The following is a 19522-nucleotide window of genomic DNA, read 5'->3' as shown; positions in this document are numbered from 1 at the left end:
TAAATAATTTCGGAATAAAATACTAACATATAAAATATGTTTTATAGATAGCGATGCAAACACTTTACGATCAGCATGATAAACACACAACCAATAAGATTATATTAAGGTTACAGGTACTATCTATCATTAGGTGTTGAAAAATTGATGTAAATTCTATCTCACAACGATCCTCTTATTTATTCGAAAAATATACCAATGGGTTTGGGTATTGGATTTACTATAAGCTCCACATTTACTGATCTATCACAACCATCATCATTACTCACTGTTGCAGTATAAGTGGTTGTTTCGGTAGGATTCACATTAATACTAAAAGTAGTAGAATTCTTTGGATCGTCCCACACAATAGAAGATTCATAAACAGGTCCATCAATAGAAGACTTATCAACAGGTCCACGAATATAAGCAGATCCAGCAGAACCTGAATTAGCCACCGATGAGGAATTTCTATCGTTGTAATCATCAAAATTGTAATCGAGAACAACGTCAGAAACCAATGCATTTACAGCACTTAATTCTAATATAATTTGGTCTTGGCTCAGTTCGGAAGTCCAAAGTTTAAAATTATCTATATTCCCTTTAAAGTAATATTTTATTGGAGCATCATTTTCATATTTATAATCAACATCTGGGAAATGTACATTAGATCCGCCTGCTATTGAATTACCAGTTTGGTTCTTTCCAAATATTTTAGCTTCAGTAAGCGTATCAACTAAATTCCCATTCAGGTAAGCTTTACAAAGCTGACTTGCATGATTCCAAGTATAGGCAAAATGATACCATTGATCAGGAGCGGTAAGCACCGCATTGGTTACAGACCAAACTCCACTCGTTATACCATAAGCATAAATAGTATCTGATTTAATGTAAATAACAAAGCCTGCAGATGAATTTCCTTCTTTATAAAGAACTTGTCGACTGGTAATATCTTCAGGTTTAAACCAAAGCATCACCGTTCTCTCTAAAGATAAGTCAGCATGATAATTAAGAATACTATCAGTACTTACCGCAAGATAATCATCAACACCATCAAAGTGCATTGAATAATCAGTAAAATGGGTAGAATCGACACTTATGGTGGTTGTATTGCCCGCACAAACCGTGTTATCCGAATTAATCGATCCATCTTCAGCACTTACAATAATCGATGGCGTTACAGGCAATGCTCTTACAATAATGGTACCCGTAATGGTATCGCTTTCACAAACCCCACTTGCAATTACTGAATATAGAAAAGCACCAGATTCACTTGGCGTTCCACTTAAGGTAAACGTTCCACCATCATACTCTCCACTTACACCTGCTGGTAATCCACTTACCGTAACACCAGTTTCATTTGTTACAGTATAAGTAATATTTGTTATGCCGGTATTTATACAAAGCAATTGATTATCTGTTCCTGTATCTGATGACAAACTAACACTGGCATCGACATTGCCTACAACAATCACATTAAAGTTACATTCTGAAGAATTTCCATTTACATCGGTAACGGTAAGTGTTACCGCATTCTCACCAATATCATCACAAGTAAAATCCGTTTTACTAAGCACGCGAGTATCTATTCCACAAGCATCGGTATAACCCGGATCTGCCTCATCAGCAGTAAGCGTATAAGACCCCGTATCGCTTATATCAATAGTTATATCGCTACAAGCACCAATCCCCTCATTTTCGACATACTCTCGATTCCCATCAGGATCCTTCCATTCTAGTTTAATAACAGCTTGCCCACCTTTCTCATAATATTCGAGAACGATGGGTATTGTTTGTCCTGCACTTAAAGTAATTGTACCCGTATTAACCGTTGATGCATGATCTGTCCAATTATTTATAATTTCATCACCATTTACCCATAGACGAACCCCATCGTCAGAAGTCGTATAAAAAGTATAAGTTCCAGCTTTATCGGCCTGAACAGTTCCCTTAAATCGAACCGAAAAATAATCGGTACCCACCAGAGAGGATTCTGGAGCTCCACTACTCCATGAATAATTCAGATCGCCATCAACTTCAATTTCTTCTTTTAAGGTATCAAAATCTATCCCATCATAATAATAAGCTGTTAAAGCAGATATTTCTGGAGCTGTCACATCAGTTACCTCAACATTGAAACTATAGGTAGCTGTATTTCCTGCATTATCCGTCGCCTCGTAAGTATTTTTTGTTGTACCTACAGGGAAAGTAGAACCTGAAGTTAAACCTGCAGTTTGAACAACATAACAGGGCTGAAACTCGATAACATAGCGTAATGAATGGGTGTCGTTAAAATCGTTCCACAATCCGCTAGTAAGCATCTCTACATAATCTTCATCACTTGAATTATTGGGTTCTCCACTATTCCAATTTGTGTAATCAACAGTCTCGCCATTAGTCCAAACAAAAGTATTTTCTTCTGCTAAATCGTTAATACCAATCCAAATTTCACCTACCTGATTGTTAATAAAATCATTTTCTTCCTGACTATTAATAGCAAGTAGGTTTCCCCCCTCATCAATGGCATTTTGCATAGCCGTAGAAATAGAAACACTTGCACTAGAGTAATAATATGTATGTTCATTGAACACACCTAAATAGGTATACCCATCTATACTACCTTCAAAAGCACTACATTTATCAGTAGCGATAGGATAATCGAAAGTGACCATTTGACCACAAGAAATATCGGAAGCATTCACGCTCATATCCTCTTGAGTATTTTCGAAAACTGGAGCTGTTGTATCATCCACGCCCACATTGAAAGATTCACTGACAGAACATCCATTTAAATCAGTAACGGTTAACTCATAAGTTCCAGCAGATAAATCAGTCAGATCTTCATCTGTAGAAACAAAGGAATCAGGACCTGTCCATGAATAAATGTAGACGGGATCTGTACTAACCAAACTGGCGCCACTATTTAAAATCCCAACAGTTGCCCCTGTTCCAATTCCATAAACATAACTATCATCATCAGGAGGTGTATCCATCTTATAAACAGCGATTAAATTATCCTCATCACCATTCAAAGTTTTATTCATGTTAGTCTGTATCTCAGTTGTAGTTCGGGCATCGCTCCAAAAACGGACATCAGCAAAAAAGCCATTAAATGGATCTTGCTCATCTGCATTCCAAACGCCTGCTCCTATCTTAACATTGTACGTTTCATCACTTCCGTAAGTAGAGGGATTAATACTCTGAGTTTTAGTTCCAATAATTTCACCATCAACATAAAGCGTTAAGCTGGTTCCCGAACCTACCACTGCCACATGATGCCATTTTTGATCATCAGGATAATTTGAAAGTGCACTAGTTACCGTTTCTCCTTTAGCAGTCCAACAAGAAATATTACCTGCATTAATTCCAAATTCAATTACGTTATTCTGTCCAAAAAAGCTTACTTTCTTTTTACCCGAAGAGTAGGCACTACGATCAGCGTTCATTTTCATACATCCTTCCATGGTAAATGCATTTAAACTAGATAAAAAACTAGCTTGTAAATCAGCCATACCTGTAAAACCATTAGTCTGCATACTACCTCTTCGTCCTCCAGCAACTGTTACATCAATACTTCCGTCTACTTCTCCACAATTTTCATTGGTTATTGAGCTTTCGCTTATAGTAGGTGATGAAGCATTTCCTACACTTAAAGGATAATCGGCGGAGTTTATGCCGCCACCCGTTTCTCTAATTCTTAAATTATAATCTCCTTGGGATAAACCTGTAAATATGCTTGAAGTTTGCCAATGGACTCCACCATCGATACTAAAATCAAAACCAGAATCTATGGCCGGTGTTGTTTCGTAAAATTGAATAACGCCATCATTAGCTCCGGAACAAGATATGGCGAAGGCTTTGGCAGTAATTACCGCATAAACTTGAAAGTATTCATCATATAAATAAGAAACGTCACCTTCCGATTGTAAATCTATTAAAGATCCATAATTAGCGCCAGAATCAGTATGAGGACTATCATTATCTTCTAATACTGACATATCAAATTTATCTGGTACGGTAACCGTTCCCCCAATATAAACTTGAGCCAAGTCGTCAACACTTTCAAAGCTTGCTCCTCCACCTCCATTTCCTGTTCCTGGTACAACTTCAAAGTTATCTTGAACAATAAAAACTCCATTTGCCAGGACCTCTACTTTCTTCGTACTCTGAACGCTCCCGAAGACAATAAGTATCCCATTTTCTCCTATTTCTAAATTAGCATCTTCTTCTAAAAAAAGATTTCCATGAATAACGAATGTACCTTCTACAGCCAAAGTTCCTGAACTTATAGTAAGACTTTGATCTTCCTCATCTGTTCCCAAAACTATTTTGTGACCAGCAACAACGGTAATGAAATTTTTCTTATCAACAGATACTATAGTACTTGGACTTGTCCCACTATACCAACTAGAACCATCAATCCAACTACCTGAAGAGACTGTCTTCAAATTAGGATCTTCATTCTTTTTTGCTGCTAAAAAATAGTCAGACGAATTCACGGAAATAGGCGTTTCAGCCCAACTAATGTTCGTGTAAATAGGCATTTCAAAATTGCCAGCAAGCTCATCCTGCCCCAAGACAGAACCACTCAGGGAAAGAAGGAATATTAGTAAACAGAATTTTATGAATATATTATGGGTAGAAATTTGCATCATATAATAATTTCAGAATTTTAAAAGGACAAATAAATCGGTTTCAAAAGTAGTAATTATGAACACAATAAACTAGTATATAAAAAGCAGAATTTAAAGTACTTTTAATTAACACAACACCCCATACACAACAAGAATACCAATGAGTTTACAACTGCTATCTGTCATTAAAAGTTAAAAATTAATGAAAATTCTACCTCACAACGATCCTCTTATTTATTCAAAAAATATGCCGATGGGTTTTGGTATTGGGTTAATCACAACGGTTGCAGAATTAGTAAGGCTTACTTCGCAAGAACCATTAGTTGCACTAAAATTGATTGTATTATCACCAATTACAAAACTTATTGTTGGGATGGTAATGCTTATATCTCCACCATTACCAGTGACCGAACTCCCTATATAAACACCATCTTTATAGGCAGTATAAAAAGTAACACTTTTACGTCCTTGATTACCAAACTTAATTATTAAGCTACCAACATATCATAAAAAAGCCTAAGATAAATTACCTCAGGCTTTTAATTCTATATTTTTTTATTGGGAACACCCCCTTGTTCAACTCATTAGAATACAAATGAATTATTCTACTCATCGAAGAAAACGCCTATTGGCTTTGGGGTTGGACTGACACTTAAAGTAACCATTTCTTCTACAGGACAACTACTAATATTTGGACCAGATACTTCTACTCTATATTTATTACCATTCATAGCATTGGTAACCGCTGATAATGAAAGTGTCCTTGTATTTGCAATACTTACAGTATTAGAATTAAGATACCAATTATATATTAAATCATCACTTGTATCTCCTGACGTGACTGTTCCATCTGCATCTAAAAACATTGTTGTATCATCAGTTATGGCACCAGTTGAACCAAAATCGGTAACTCTGAAACCACTAGCATTTGCTGTAAAAGATATATCAGTACCTTCACAAATAGGTAATGTTGTATTTGCTGTTATAGATACAATTGTTACTGTTTCGCTAGTAGCTACTGCAGCTGTTCTAGCTTGACCTGTAGTCTCAGTTCCATTTACAGTGCCTAATGGCAATGGAATTCCATTATCATTTGATACAGTTCCTAAATTACCTGAACTTCCACCATTACTACCACCAGTTAATGTACCTGTTGTTGCTAGTTTGTTTGCTCCTTCTGTTGCATCTGGACAACCATCATTATCACTATCTGTATCTTTTGAATCAGCTATACCATCATTATCGGTATCATTAAGACGACTTATACCTGAGCCTGTTGCATATAAATAGGTTGGGCCATCTACTTTTTGGCTAATCTGGACAGTATTTGTACCTGTAGCATTCCATGTAATTGTATTAAACTGAGGGTATGAAGAATCTATGATCAAATTTTCTAATTCTGAAGTTGGTGTTCGAATACCTTTAAAAGAAATATTGCCAGTAGCATCTATCGTAATTTGCACTGAAATTATTGATGGATCTTTAGAGGTATTTAAATTATATACTTGAGAAACACCTGAATATCCAAAATCAGCATTATCCGATTCGAAACGCACAAAAGAATCGGTATCATCAATTGCATTTCTTTGAAATTGAAGTTCACCCGGCACAAGTTTAACCCCATTAATAATCATATTAAAGCTATTATCCAACGAAGTTATGTCAATTGTAAAACCTTCACTTGCAGAAGGAAGTTCAAAAACTTCACTATTACCATTCACAACAGAAAAAGGATCAGCTTGTACTTGACGATATTCATCAACATCTAAAATACCATCATTATCATCGTCTAAATCATCTGAATCAATGATACCATCACCATCGGTATCTAGCGTTTCTACAGAGGGAGTATTTAGATATTCTACGCAAAGACTTGGATCTATTTCTGCAGTTCTTTCTCCCGTTCCTGTAATAATTAAGCTAATTGAATTTCCAGAGGAATAGCCAGGTCGATTAATAATTTCTTGAATAATAGTTGTTAAATCAGGAGTTTTTTGATTTGCTCCACTTTCACCAACAATGGTCCACTTAGGTGGAGACCAATTAACAGAAGCAGTAGTAGCAGTTCTCTTAGAAACATCATTAATTGTTGTTGTAAAAGCAGGTGAATTACCAATATCTTCACCCACAATGGTTAAGCTGCAAGCCCCAGTATTTATTTCGTCCGTTGTAAATTGTAAAAAAGCATTAGATATTGTTACTCCTGAAGGAATGCCTAAGCTTGTGTATCTTAATCCAATAATTTGATCCCCTCTGCTACCATCATTTACTAATTCTATGTCAGAACTACTTGTTGAGATGGTACCATCGTTTCCATTTTCTTCAACAACATTTATACTACTTGCTATACTTTCGCAAGTAGCTGCTGTGCTGGATGTATAAGTAACGCAAAGCTGTGCTGCTGAAGAAGAAGATCCATCAAAAGACTCTGCAGTTCTTTCTCCCATACCCGTAATAATTAAGCTAATTGAATTTCCAAAGGAATAGCCAGGTCGATTAATAATTTCTTGAATAATAGTTGTTAAATCAGGAGTTTTTTGATTTGCTCCACTTTCACCAACAATGGTCCAGTTAGGTGGAGACCAATTAACAGAAGCAGTAGTAGCAGTTCTGTTAGAAACATCATTATTTGTTCTTGTAAAAACAGGTGAATTATCAATATCTTCACCCACAATGGTTAAGCTGCAAGTCCCAGTACTTATTTCGTCCGTTGTAAATTGTATAAAAGCATTGGATATTGTTGCTCCTGAAGGAATGCCTAAGCTTGTGTATCTTAATCCAATAATTTGATCTCTTCCATCATCTTTTACTAATTCTATGTCAGAACTACTTGCTGAGATCTCACCATCACGTTCTTCAACATCATCCATACTAGACGAAACTCTAGTGCATACAGTTGTTGTTGATGCATTGTCTACTACGTCTGCTATTGGAGCAATAGTTACGACAACTTCGGCCGCATTAGCATAAACATCCCAAACATCTGGAGCTTTGGCTTCAAGTGCACTGATTACACTATGCCCACCATCCTGAAGTACAGTTGGTAACGTACTACTAAAATCATCAGTTACAATATCGATATATACATTAGAATCATCTCCTTTTTTAAAATCGGCCTTTTTTTGATCTGGAACATAGATATTTTCAGCAATTAAATAACCAGTATTTCCATGCTTTTCATCAATAGTAACGTCCACCTTTTTTCCCATAATAAGCGTGCCAAAAACAATCAGCATGCCATTTTTATCAATTTTCAATTCACCTTCTGAAGACATAGTTAAATTACCATACACAATCAGAATGCCATTTTCCTTGACTTTCAATTTATGCTCTCCAGACATTGTCATATTACCCCCAACAACACATTTAGAATCAACAGTCACATCCCCTTTGGGATTATAATCTCCAGAGTAATTCTCCCCCAAGACAGAACCACTCAGAGTAAGTAAGAGAATTAGTAAAGAGAATTGTATGTAGAAATGTTTCATATAGATTTCAATTTCATGAACTACTTGTAAAATAAAGAGATACGAACTTAAAAGTAACAAAAATACTCATAAAATAGCATAATGTGGAAGCACAATTCTTAAGGCTTTAACATATTAATCAAGTCAAAAAAATAATTTGTTAATTAAATAATCAATTATAGCTTTTTTAAACCCACCATCTTAAAACAAACACGTTAAATATTATGTTTACACAGATTCTAAATAAAAACTTAGAAAACATCCACTCATGTACGTGAAATATCCTTTTATCAACAAAGAAACAATACATACAACAAAATATTAATATTTATGACAATCTATTAAACACCAAAATATAAACAAATACGACATCGGATGTTTTAATAAGCTCCATTGGAAATAAAAGAACCCGAACGGTGGTTGAAAACCCCGTTTCTGGTTTTAATTTGGTATTAATAAATGCCATCGGTATTTAACAAGTGCCATAGGGGGGGAAATAAAACCCGCCGATGGGCAGTAAAAAAAAACACCGATGGTGGTTATAAAAATAAAATATTGGTTTTAAGTGTTAAAATGTTTAAATTAATTGAAACTTATACTTCAATAAAATGCGATTTATCACACCCTTGGAATATGGAAAGTTCTATCATATTTATAATCGGGGAATTAATGGAGAAATATGCGGTAAAACTCTGAATAACACTATTTCGCAACAATGATAACTATGAACATTTCCTACGCTTGTACGATAAATATATGGAAGTCGTTGTCGATACTTACGCCTGGTGCCTTCTGGGAAACCACTTTCATTTGCTAGTACGTGTTAAGGAAGAGGAAGAAATCGGACATATGCCTTCAAAAAACGAATCGTCTTTTAAGTTGACACCACAGTCGGGACAAAAAGCCACCGACGGGGTTTACAAAAAATATAAACCATCCAACCAATTCTCACATTTGTTTAATTCTTATGCGCAAGCCTTCAATAAACAAACCAAACGCCATGGGAGTTTATTCGAAAGTCCTTTCAAACGTATACTTGTCGATTCAGAAAGTTATTTTCAGACTCTGATTTGCTATATTCATAACAATCCGGTTCATCATGGGTTTACAAACAATGCCACAGATTATCCTTGGTCGTCGTACCACACAGCCATATCATTAAAGCCCACAAAATTGAAACGTTATCAACTGTTAGGTTTGTTTGGGTCGACGGAAAACTTTGTGAAGTACCACCAACAAAAACAAAATTATATCGCCATCGAAAAACTCATAATCGAATAAAAACCGGACATTAGCAAGCGCCATAGGGGGAAAATAAAACCCACCGAAGGGCTCAACTCATTAATATTTATTAACAAAATAAATATTGTCATAACACAAACAAACTATACATTTACATGAATAAAAAACTTGAATTTGGCCACATACCAAATTCATGGCACCAAGTGATACCAAAAGTTTCGTAAACAATTCTAAAGAATAGTGAAGTAGCTAAGGTCAATAAATTTGCGAATGGTTAACAATATATTGAGCAATTTGGGAATCACATACTGGTGTATAAAGGCTGAGCTTAAAAGCTTGGCCTTTTATCTTTTTTATCCCATCACGCTTCGACTCCATTAGTTAGGCAATAGGCAAATGGCGCTCTTCTAAGTCATACTATCAAAACACAAAGAATTAGGAATTATGATCCCAACATCTATCGAAACAACATCCTTCGACTTGGCTCAGAACAGCGCATCAACATTTTGACTCCGCTTAATGCTCATCACACTCATCAACGTCTCAGTATAGAATCAAGTCTTTCGTTTTTTCTTTTTAGCAGCTGGAAACAAAACATTATTTAGGATTAATCGGTATCCTGCAGAATTCTTTTTTAGGTTTAAGTCGGTAGGTGGATCGCCAACCAAATGTTGGTAATCTTCTGGATCGTGTCCGCCATAGAATGTCCACGTTCCTTTTCCAAAAGTTCCATGAATATATCGCGCTTCTCCTGCAGCTTTATTCTCGCCCATTATCAACACATTGGGTTTAATGTAGTCCGAATTAAAGGCTGTCGTTTGCCCCATAAATCCTTTAATCAAGTTATTATGATTCTGACACAGCATACTAGGTATAGGATCCCACTTGGCAGAAAAATCGAAAAGGGTGAAGTAATCTTCGTCTTGCCTTAATTTACGCGTTTGAGTCACATCGATATTCGAAAATTCATAAACCGACGGATTCGTTTCTAGGGTGAAATTTTGGAAGGCAAAAGTCTGGCTAAAATCAAGTTCTTCCTGAGCATTTTTATCCATAGGATCACCATCGAACTCCTGAGAACAAATATCGGCATGTTCTGCTGCCAATGCAATGTCAAACGTATCCGTTGCAGAGCACATGGCAAACAAGAATCCACCAGCTTCTACAAAAGCTTTAATTTTTTGGCTAACAGCCAATTTCAAATCAGAAATTTTAGAAAAACCATACAGATTGGCTCTTTCAAGGTTTTCTTTAACGCCATCCTTATACCATTTAAAGTTATGATAGCTGGTATAGAATTTTCCAGATTGACCCGTAAAATCTTCATGGTGTAAATGCAACCAATCATACTTCGACAAGTCGCCCTGCATCACTTCGTCGTCATAAATAAGCTCATAGGGTATTTCAGCATACGATAAGGCTAAAGTAACTGCATCATCCCAAGGTTTTTTTCCTTTAGGCGAATAAACTGCCATGCGGGGTGGTTTTTGAAGTTTAACAGCGTCCATATTAACTTCAGGTCGTGCTATCTCATCAAATATAAGTCCCGATTGCGCGTCACTGAGCACTTCAAAGCTGACACCACGAATTTGACATTCCGATTTTATTTCTGGACTAAAGGGCAAAAGAAAACTGCCTCCACGGTAATTCAATAACCAATGAATATCTTTATCCTGTTGCAATACCCAAAAAGCGATTCCGTATGATTTGAGATGATTCTTCTGCACATCATCCATAGGAACAAGTATACTTGCAGAAAAAGACGGTAGCGCATAAAGAAATATAAAGAAACAGATAACTCTCTTTGTAAAACTCATAAACGCAAATATTAAATTAGTTGTGATTTATTCTCTATCAATTAAATCTAAAAAGGCGGCGCATCGTTAAAATCTCCTCCACCATGCAAACCAGCATTAGGATCATCAAATCCAACAGGCTCCTGATTCATACTAGAACCAAAAGTTTGTGCAGCTGCATCGCCAGTAACCAAGGCATCTGGACTCTCACCCTCAAGATCCATAAATTTAGCCAACTGATTTCGGAATCGTAACTGAATCTCACCAACGGCACCATTACGATGTTTGGCAATTATAATTTCGGCAATACCAATCAAAGAGTTTCCTTCTGCATCTTCTGTCAATCCATAACGCTCTGGTCTATGAATAAACAACACCATATCCGCATCCTGCTCAATGGCTCCAGATTCACGAAGGTCAGACAGCATCGGTTTTTTTGCATCACCGGTACGTTGCTCAACTCCACGATTCAACTGAGAAAGGGCTATGACTGGAATATTTAACTCCTTAGCAATAATTTTAAGCTGACGCGAAATCAACGAAACCTCCTGCTCTCGATTACCTCTCATGTCAGAACCTGCTGTCATCAACTGCAAGTAGTCAATAATAATACAACTAATATCGTGTTTGGCTTTTAATCGACGACATTTTGATCTCAATTCGTAAATGGATAAACCCGGTGTATCATCCACAAAAATTGGTGCTTCAACTAAATCTTTAATTTTATTGTGTAAAATTTCCCATTCGAATGCCTCAAGGTGACCACTTCTTAATTTTTCTGATCCCAATTCTGTTTCAGAAGAGATCATACGTTTCACCAACTGGTCGGCACCCATCTCAAGCGAAAAAATAGCAATAGGCGCTTTGTGATCAATGGCCATATTTCTAGTCATTGATAAAACAAAAGCCGTTTTACCCATAGATGGACGAGCTGCAATAATGACCAAGTCAGACTTTTGCCAACCCGATGTAATCCTGTCAAGTGCAGTAAAACCCGAAGGGACACCACTCAAACCATCCTCACGTTTCCCTGCCTCAAGAATCTGATTAATAACTTCATCGGCCAAAGGACGAATATGTGACGATTCTTTTTTGATATTACCTTCTGCAATATCAAAAACATCCTGTTGTGCTTGATCCAACAAATCTGCCACATCAATACTTTCGTCGAAAGCTGAACTCTGAATTTCGGATGAAACACGAATTAATTCGCGCTGAATATATTTTTGAGCAATAATACGAGCATGATGCTCAATATGGGCCGCACCAGCAACTTTTGAAGTTAATTGAGAAACATAAAATGGTCCTCCACAACTTTCCAAATCACCTTGACGCTTCAATTCCTCAACAACAGTAAGAATATCAATAGGTTCTTCCTTTGAGGAAAGACTCATTATAGCCTTATATATTTTCTGATGAGCAGGTTTATAAAAGCTATCAGCTTTCAATAAATCTCCCACATCAATAATGGCATTTTTCTCCAACATGATGGCACCCAAAACCGCCTCTTCTAGCTCAATAGCTTGAGGTGGAACCTGTCCATGTTCTGACAACTGATTCTTTTTTTGTTTTGGAGGATATTTTTTTGATTCTGCCATGCCTATTTCTAAAGAATATTCAACTAATTGAGATAAATAATTTATCCATACAAATGAAAATAAACAACTTAACGATTACTGTTTAAATTCAAATTATTAAAGTGACTTCATTTTACAGATGACAAAGATACTTATAGAAAATAAAAATATAGCCTTTGAATTCCAAATTTATATAAAAGCTGTATTTTTGTCAACAATAGTTATTAACAAAATCTTCTAGCTTGTGCTTATCTACTCGAATGCAAAAATAAATATCGGTTTAAATATTGTTGAAAAAAGAAATGATGGCTTTCACAATATCGAAACAGTCTTTTTTCCTATTGATATGCGCGATGCCATCGAAATAGCTGATTCTAAATCTGCTAATCCATATATTTTCTCGGCTTCAGGAATTCCCATAAACATAGAAGCCAAAGATAATATCGTCGTAAAAGCATACGAGCTTATCAGAGCAAAATATGATTTTCCATCTCAGAATATACACCTTCACAAAAGTATACCCTTCGGCGCTGGACTTGGTGGTGGATCGGCCAACGCTGCCTACATGATTAAACTTCTGAACAAAAAATTTAATTTGGGAATGAGCACCGAAGAAATGAAAAATGAAGTAAAAACGCTGGGAAGCGATTGTGCTTTTTTTATCGAAAACAAACCTGCATTTGCAATTGAGAAAGGTGAAAATTTAAATACCATTGATTTGAATCTTTCAGGCTACCATCTTCTTCTTATTAAACCCAATATTCATATCAGCACAGCTGAAGCCTACGCCAACATTAAACCTCATAAACCAGAGGTATCTTTAAAAGAACTGATTAAACAGCCCATTGAAACTTGGAAAACATCAATTAAAAATGATTTTGAAGATAGTATTTTCCCAAAGCATCCTTTATTAAAGGAGACAAAAGAAGAACTTTACGCACAGGGTGCTATTTATGCCGCCATGTCTGGTAGTGGTTCTAGTCTGTTTGGAATTTTTAAAGACCAACCCAACATTCTTCCTCAATGGGAGAAGCATTTTTGCTGGAAAAAACAATTATAAATCAACAATTCATTCAAAGCAAAAAGGCTGTTCTTAATTAAAAGAACAGCCTTTATATACTTCGTTAAAAGAAAAGTAATTAAGCTTTAAGCTCAACCATAACCGTACGATTAGGTACTTTTTCTTCAACTGCTACATTTATTTTCTCTATTACTCCATCGAAAGGCATCAGAATTTTATTTTTCATCTTCATTGCTTGAAGAATCATAAGGCATTCACCTTCTTTAACTTTCTGTCCTTTTTTTACGAAAATTTCAACAATCGTTCCTGGAATAAAAGATTTAATGTGGTTCGGATTTGGTCTTTCCCACTTTTTTCTATTAGCAACATAGTCAGGAACCTCTGTTTTATAGATCGTTCCTTCAACATTGAACTCTTTAAATTCACTCATAGTAAGTTCGATTTAAAATGGAGGAATACCATGTTTCTTACTTGGTCTTCCATCAACTTTATTCATAGATATCTCAAGAGCGTGCAATAACATTTTCCGAGTCTCTACAGGCTCAATTACTGAGTCAATATAACCTTTAGCTGCAGCTACATAAGGGTTAGCAAATTTAGCTTTATATTCAGCTACTTTTTCCTTACGCATAGCATCAGGATCTTCTGCAGCCATAATCTCTTTTCTAAAGATAATGTTAGCAGCTCCTTCTGGTCCCATTACAGCAATTTCGGCCGTAGGCCAAGCAAACATAAAGTCAGCTTTCATATGACGAGAATTCATAGCAATATAACCTCCACCATACGCCTTACGAACAATTACAGTAATTTTAGGCACAGTAGCTTCACTGTATGCATAAAGAATTTTCGCACCATGACGAATAACACCCGCATGCTCTTGATCAACACCTGGTAAATAACCTGGCATATCTTCAATAGTAACCAAAGGAATACTAAAGGCATCACAGTAACGAATAAATCGTGCAGCTTTATCAGAAGAGTCACAATCAAGAACACCAGCAAGTACTAGTGGTTGATTAGCAACAAAACCAACAGTTTCACCATTCATTCTACCGAAACCAATAACAATATTACGTGCGAATCCTTCCATAACTTCAAAGAAGTCAGAATCATCACTAATTGCTCTAATTACGTTACGGATATCGTAAGGTTGAGTTGAATCAAGAGGAACAATTTCTTCAATCTTATATTCAGCCTTAGGTGGTTTTGGAGGGAAAGGACGTGCTTTCTTTCCATTGTGCCATGGAATAAATGTAAGTAGTTTCTTGATTTGCTCAAAGCATTCAAGTTCGTTTAAAGCGTAGAAATGAGCATTACCGGTAATCTCGCTGTGTACTTTCGCACCACCAAGTTCTTCCATACTTATTTCTTCACCTAAAACAGTTTTTATTACCTCAGGACCGGTAATAAACATTTTGGAAATGTTTTCTACTACAAACACAAAGTCGGTAAGGGCAGGAGAATAAACCGCTCCACCAGCACAAGGGCCTAATATAACTGACAATTGAGGAATAACTCCAGATGCCAACGTATTACGGAAAAAGATTTCACCGTAACCAGCAAGTGAATTAACACCTTCTTGAATACGAGCTCCACCCGAATCATTAATACCAATCAAAGGGACACGCATCTTCAATGCATGATCCATTATTTTTGTAATCTTACGTGCATGCATAAGACCAAGAGAACCACCAGCTACAGTAAAATCCTGTGCGAAAAGACATACAGGTTGACCATAAATTGTTCCAGTTCCAATGATAACTCCATCACCTTGGAGTTGTTTCTTCTCCATGCCAAAGTCGCGGGCTTCGTGCTCTACGAACATATCGTACTCATGAAAAGAATCTTCATCTACAATAGATCTGATTCTCTCACGTGCAGTCAATTTACCCATTGCAACTTGCTTCTGAATAGCTTTTTCACCACCACCCTGAAGCACTTTTTCTTTTCTCTTTCTAAGATCAAGAATGTTTCGTTTCAATGACATATTACGTACATTTAGTTAAAAACCGTATACTATAAAGTATACATTAAATTGTATTTCAAGTTTGTCCAAACTTTAAATTACACCCATATAAACACAATACAAACCCTATTCATTTTCTCTACTTTAAAAGAAAATAAACACAGACTATTTGTTCAATAAAGGTAAAGGTTCACCATGCTTCGGCTAACCCTAATCGTTATATTCGAATGATTAATAAATTGTGAAAACGAATATCTTATATTATTCCACAGTACAAGGTTACTAATAGTTTTTTGATCTACAAAAAAAACAAACACCTCTAACATAGAATAGCAAGTCACAAAACAACACCTAAACCAATAGGCAAAGCTACTCTAGAACATATCTTATTTAGAATATGCTTACTTAGGTGCTGCCCGATAAAGAAAAATAGCAACTACTAAAAAGACAATATTGGGAAGCCAAACCGCTAAAAGAGGATTCATACTACCATTGGTTGCAAAAACGGTTGATATCTGCATGAAAAGGATAAACGAAAAACTTAATCCCAGTCCAATACCAAGATGCAGTCCCATACCACCCCTCACTTTTCTACAGGCCAGTGATACACCAATTAAAGTAAGTATAAATGCAGAAAATGGGTTTGCTATTCTACGATATTTTTCAATTTTATAGGCACTAATATTACTATCACCCCGCATAGTTTGTTCATCTATAAAATCATCGAGTTCCATCATATCCATGGCTTCGACAACATCTGTACGACGACTAAACTCATCGGGTTTAAAATTTAAAAGCGTATCTATTGACTTGCCCTTTTCAAAGGTCTCCTTATCCCCATCAATTCTTCGGATCATATAATCCTTTAACGTCCATTTTTCTTTTTCATCATTCCATTTAATGGAGCGAGAGGATAACTTGGAGATAAGCCGTTTCCCTTCAAATTTTTCAAGAGTAAATTTATAACCTATATTACTTGATGTCTCGAAATTCGTCATATAAATAAACAAGCCAGGCTCAATTTGACGATGAATATTTCGTTCTTTACTTACAAAACGCTTTTTAAGATAGGTTTCAGTAAAATCTAGCCGTTTAGCATTGGCAGGTGGAATCACAAAATTACTTAGGAAAAAAGAAAAAACACCAATTATTAAAGCAGATATAAAATAAGGAAACATTAACCTTCTAAAACTAACTCCCGAACTAAGGATGGCAATAATCTCTGTATCAGCTGCCATCTTAGATGTAAAGAAAATCACCGAAATAAATGTGAATAATGCGCTAAACAGATTCGCAAAATAGGGAATAAAATTGACGTAATAATCAAATATAACAGCCCTTAAAGGCGCTTCCTTATCAATAAAATTATCAATCTTCTCTGAAAAATCAAAAACGATAGTGATACTGATTATCAAGACAATTGCAAAGAAGAAAGTTCCTAAAAACTTTCGAATGATATATAAATCTAATTTTCCGAACATTCTCTATCCCAGTTTTTTATTTATAGCTTTTCATCATAATTAATATCAATTTTAACCATACAAAAAGCAATTTTCGAGTCTCAATTTAGATCTTCTTGGTCAAACGCCAAACTTATAAGCTCATTATCAAGCTTTTTTAACATTATTCTATAAACGTCTACCTAATTTTTCAACCATAATATTCTTCCATTCGTAGAAAGTTCCATCTTCAATTTTTTCTCTAGCTTCGCGAACCAACCACAAGTAAAAGGCAAGATTATGAATACTACATATCTGACCGCCCAATAATTCATTTGCACGAATCAAATGTCTAACATATGCTTTTGAATAAAAGCTATCGACATAAGATGTTCCGTTAGAGTCAAGTGGAGAAAAATCATTTACCCATTTTTGATTCCTCATATTCATAGTTCCTTCACTGGTAAATATCATTCCATTACGCCCGTTACGAGTTGGCATAACGCAATCGAACATATCAACCCCACGCGAAATAGCTTCTAGAATATTAATTGGCGTTCCTACGCCCATCAAATAACGAGGCTTATCCTCAGGTAAAATTTCATTAACCACCTCAATCATTTCATACATATCCTCGGCAGGTTCGCCAACAGCTAAGCCTCCAATAGCATACCCTTCACGATTTAACGATGCAGCATGCTCAGCAGCCTTTATCCTTAAGTCCTTATAAACACATCCTTGAACAATTGGGAATAAGGTTTGAGAATAATCGTATTTCGCTTTTGTGCTATCAAAACGAGCAACACATCGGTCTAACCATCGCTGAGTTAGTCCTAAAGAATTTTTAGCATATTCATAACTTGCTGTTCCAGAAGGACACTCGTCGAATGCCATAATAATATCAGCACCAATAATACGCTGAGTATCCATTACATTTTCTGGCGTAAACATATGTTTTGAACCATCAATATGAGATCTAAAAATCGCGCCTTCTTCAGTCAACTTTCGATTTGCTGCCAATGAAAAAACCTGAAATCCACCACTATCGGTCAACATGGGTCTATCCCAACCGTTAAATTTATGTAATCCGCCTGCTTGTTCGAGCACATCCAAACCTGGACGCAAATACAAATGATAGGTATTCCCTAGAATAATTTCAGCATTAATATCCTCTTTCAATTCACGTTGGTGTATTCCTTTTACGGAACCAAGCGTGCCCACAGGCATGAATATAGGTGTTTTAATTTTACCATGATCAGTTGTAATTTCGCCTGTTCTAGCGCCTGTTCTGGTATCAGTATTGTGTAGTTTAAAATCCATATCAACTTCAGTTAAAGTGGGGAAATAAATAATAAATGTAAAGCTATCCCCATTAAAAACAGTCTGCAAATATAGATAATAATATTGGCTTTAAGGCTCATTTTTAAAAGTGGAACATAGGCTACGTTAAATTTCATCACACAAGTTTTTGCTAAATATTTAACGAACCTTAAGTTTTTATCGCATAAAATATAAAATTCAACTTAATAAAGTATCTTAGAGAAACACTGTTGGTAAGCTATGCCAAACTAGTTTTAGCTACTTATATCATTTATAATATTGTTTACTTAAAAAAGTGGGGACATTATTAATTAAACTATAATCATCCACAAGCAACTTATATGAATCAGAATTCCAACTTATCCGATAACGCAAAAATAGACTTGCTTAATGTACAAGCAGCACTTAAAGGTAATCAAAAGGCTTTTGAGAAACTTTTCTTGAGATATAAAGATGCTATATTCTATTTTTTACTAAAAAACATAAAGAATAGAGCCGATGCCGAAGATTTAACTCTTGAATGTTTCGGGAAAGCTTTTCGAAACATAAACCAATACTCAAGTAAATATGCTTTTAGTACTTGGTTGTTTAGAATTGCCTCCAATACAAGTATTGATTTTTTCCGAAAAAAGAAAAAAGACCTTATAAGGCTGGAAACTAAAGATGATGAGAATATGGAATTAGCCACATTTAAAAGCAAAAATCCTTCTCCAGAACAACAAATTATAAACAAGCAGAATGCAAAATATATGCGATTAAAAGTTAGCCAACTTAAAGATCGATACCGTATTTTAATCGAATTAAGATATTTTAAAGAGTATTCTTACGAAGAGGTTGCTAAAGAAATGAATCTTCCCATAGGGACAATTAAAGCGCAACTTTTTAGAGCTCGAAAACTTTTATTTATGAATATCCAAAATGATGAATTTTAAATATCTTAGATTCAAGTCACAAATGCAACTGATGGAATTTTAGATGAAAAAAGGAGGTGTATTTTTCAAGACAATGAGGAGAAGTAGTCTCACCCATTGTCTATGTGGAATAAAAGTCTTTTTTTTACCACTAAAATCGCCAAACTAAA

Annotated in this window: 12 protein-coding genes; 4 read left to right on the top strand and 8 right to left on the bottom strand. The window is 35.6% G+C overall.

Features of this window, described 5'->3' with window-relative positions:
- Positions 1 to 179 precede the first annotated feature (179 nt).
- Positions 180 to 4634: a LamG-like jellyroll fold domain-containing protein gene (locus EMN46_RS16490; protein WP_154201920.1), complete on the bottom strand. Its 4455-nt coding sequence runs from the start codon at positions 4632 to 4634 to the stop codon at positions 180 to 182.
- A gap of 181 nt (positions 4635 to 4815) precedes the next feature.
- Between EMN46_RS16490 and EMN46_RS16485 the strand changes: the two genes are divergently transcribed.
- Positions 4816 to 5037 (top strand): hypothetical protein, encoded by a 222-nt coding sequence (locus tag EMN46_RS16485; protein WP_154201919.1) that lies wholly within the window; start codon positions 4816 to 4818, stop codon positions 5035 to 5037.
- 181 nt (positions 5038 to 5218) lie between these two features.
- On the opposite strand, the gene EMN46_RS16480 is transcribed toward EMN46_RS16485, so the two are convergent.
- Positions 5219 to 8101 (bottom strand): hypothetical protein, encoded by a 2883-nt coding sequence (locus tag EMN46_RS16480; RefSeq protein WP_154201918.1) that lies wholly within the window; start codon positions 8099 to 8101, stop codon positions 5219 to 5221.
- 735 nt (positions 8102 to 8836) lie between these two features.
- On the opposite strand from EMN46_RS16480, the gene EMN46_RS16475 reads away from it, so the two are divergent.
- The gene (locus tag EMN46_RS16475; RefSeq protein ID WP_229130400.1) at positions 8837 to 9361 is read left to right on the top strand and encodes a hypothetical protein; all 525 of its coding nucleotides are present in this window, start codon (positions 8837 to 8839) and stop codon (positions 9359 to 9361) included.
- 515 nt (positions 9362 to 9876) lie between these two features.
- On the opposite strand, the gene EMN46_RS16470 is transcribed toward EMN46_RS16475, so the two are convergent.
- Together EMN46_RS16470 and dnaB are read right to left on the bottom strand one after the other, a co-directional pair.
- Positions 9877 to 11139: an asparagine synthetase B gene (locus EMN46_RS16470; protein WP_154201917.1), complete on the bottom strand. Its 1263-nt coding sequence runs from the start codon at positions 11137 to 11139 to the stop codon at positions 9877 to 9879.
- 47 nt (positions 11140 to 11186) lie between these two features.
- On the bottom strand, positions 11187 to 12716 hold the full coding sequence (dnaB, locus tag EMN46_RS16465) for a replicative DNA helicase (protein WP_154201916.1): 1530 nt from the start codon (positions 12714 to 12716) through the stop codon (positions 11187 to 11189).
- Between the two features lie 223 nt (positions 12717 to 12939).
- Here dnaB and ispE point away from each other — a divergent pair, with 223 nt between their 5' ends.
- A complete protein-coding gene (gene ispE, locus EMN46_RS16460) occupies positions 12940 to 13755 on the top strand; it encodes a 4-(cytidine 5'-diphospho)-2-C-methyl-D-erythritol kinase (RefSeq protein ID WP_368667567.1) in 816 nt (271 codons plus the stop codon).
- A 79-nt stretch (positions 13756 to 13834) separates the two neighbouring features.
- Here the strand turns inward: ispE and EMN46_RS16455 are convergent, their stop codons facing one another.
- The 4 genes from EMN46_RS16455 to tgt all read right to left on the bottom strand — a co-directional run bounded on the left by EMN46_RS16455 (position 13835) and on the right by tgt (position 18441).
- On the bottom strand, positions 13835 to 14146 hold the full coding sequence (locus EMN46_RS16455) for a biotin/lipoyl-containing protein (protein ID WP_154201915.1): 312 nt from the start codon (positions 14144 to 14146) through the stop codon (positions 13835 to 13837).
- 12 nt (positions 14147 to 14158) lie between these two features.
- Positions 14159 to 15703 (bottom strand): acyl-CoA carboxylase subunit beta, encoded by a 1545-nt coding sequence (locus tag EMN46_RS16450; protein ID WP_154201914.1) that lies wholly within the window; start codon positions 15701 to 15703, stop codon positions 14159 to 14161.
- Positions 15704 to 16083: 380 nt separating this feature from the next.
- On the bottom strand, positions 16084 to 17163 hold the full coding sequence (locus tag EMN46_RS16445) for an LptF/LptG family permease (protein ID WP_154201913.1): 1080 nt from the start codon (positions 17161 to 17163) through the stop codon (positions 16084 to 16086).
- A 147-nt stretch (positions 17164 to 17310) separates the two neighbouring features.
- Positions 17311 to 18441, bottom strand: coding sequence for a tRNA guanosine(34) transglycosylase Tgt (gene tgt / locus EMN46_RS16440; RefSeq protein WP_154201912.1), 1131 nt, complete (start codon positions 18439 to 18441; stop codon positions 17311 to 17313).
- Positions 18442 to 18782: 341 nt separating this feature from the next.
- On the opposite strand from tgt, the gene EMN46_RS16435 reads away from it, so the two are divergent.
- A complete protein-coding gene (locus EMN46_RS16435) occupies positions 18783 to 19373 on the top strand; it encodes an RNA polymerase sigma factor (RefSeq protein WP_154201911.1) in 591 nt (196 codons plus the stop codon).
- Positions 19374 to 19522: the final 149 nt, after the last annotated feature.

It is taken from the genome of Ancylomarina sp. 16SWW S1-10-2 (assembly GCF_009669305.1).
Classification (GTDB): Bacteria; Bacteroidota; Bacteroidia; order Bacteroidales; family Marinifilaceae; genus Ancylomarina.
Note: the sequence above shows the minus strand (reverse complement) of the source record. Positions and strands in the feature narration are given on the sequence as shown.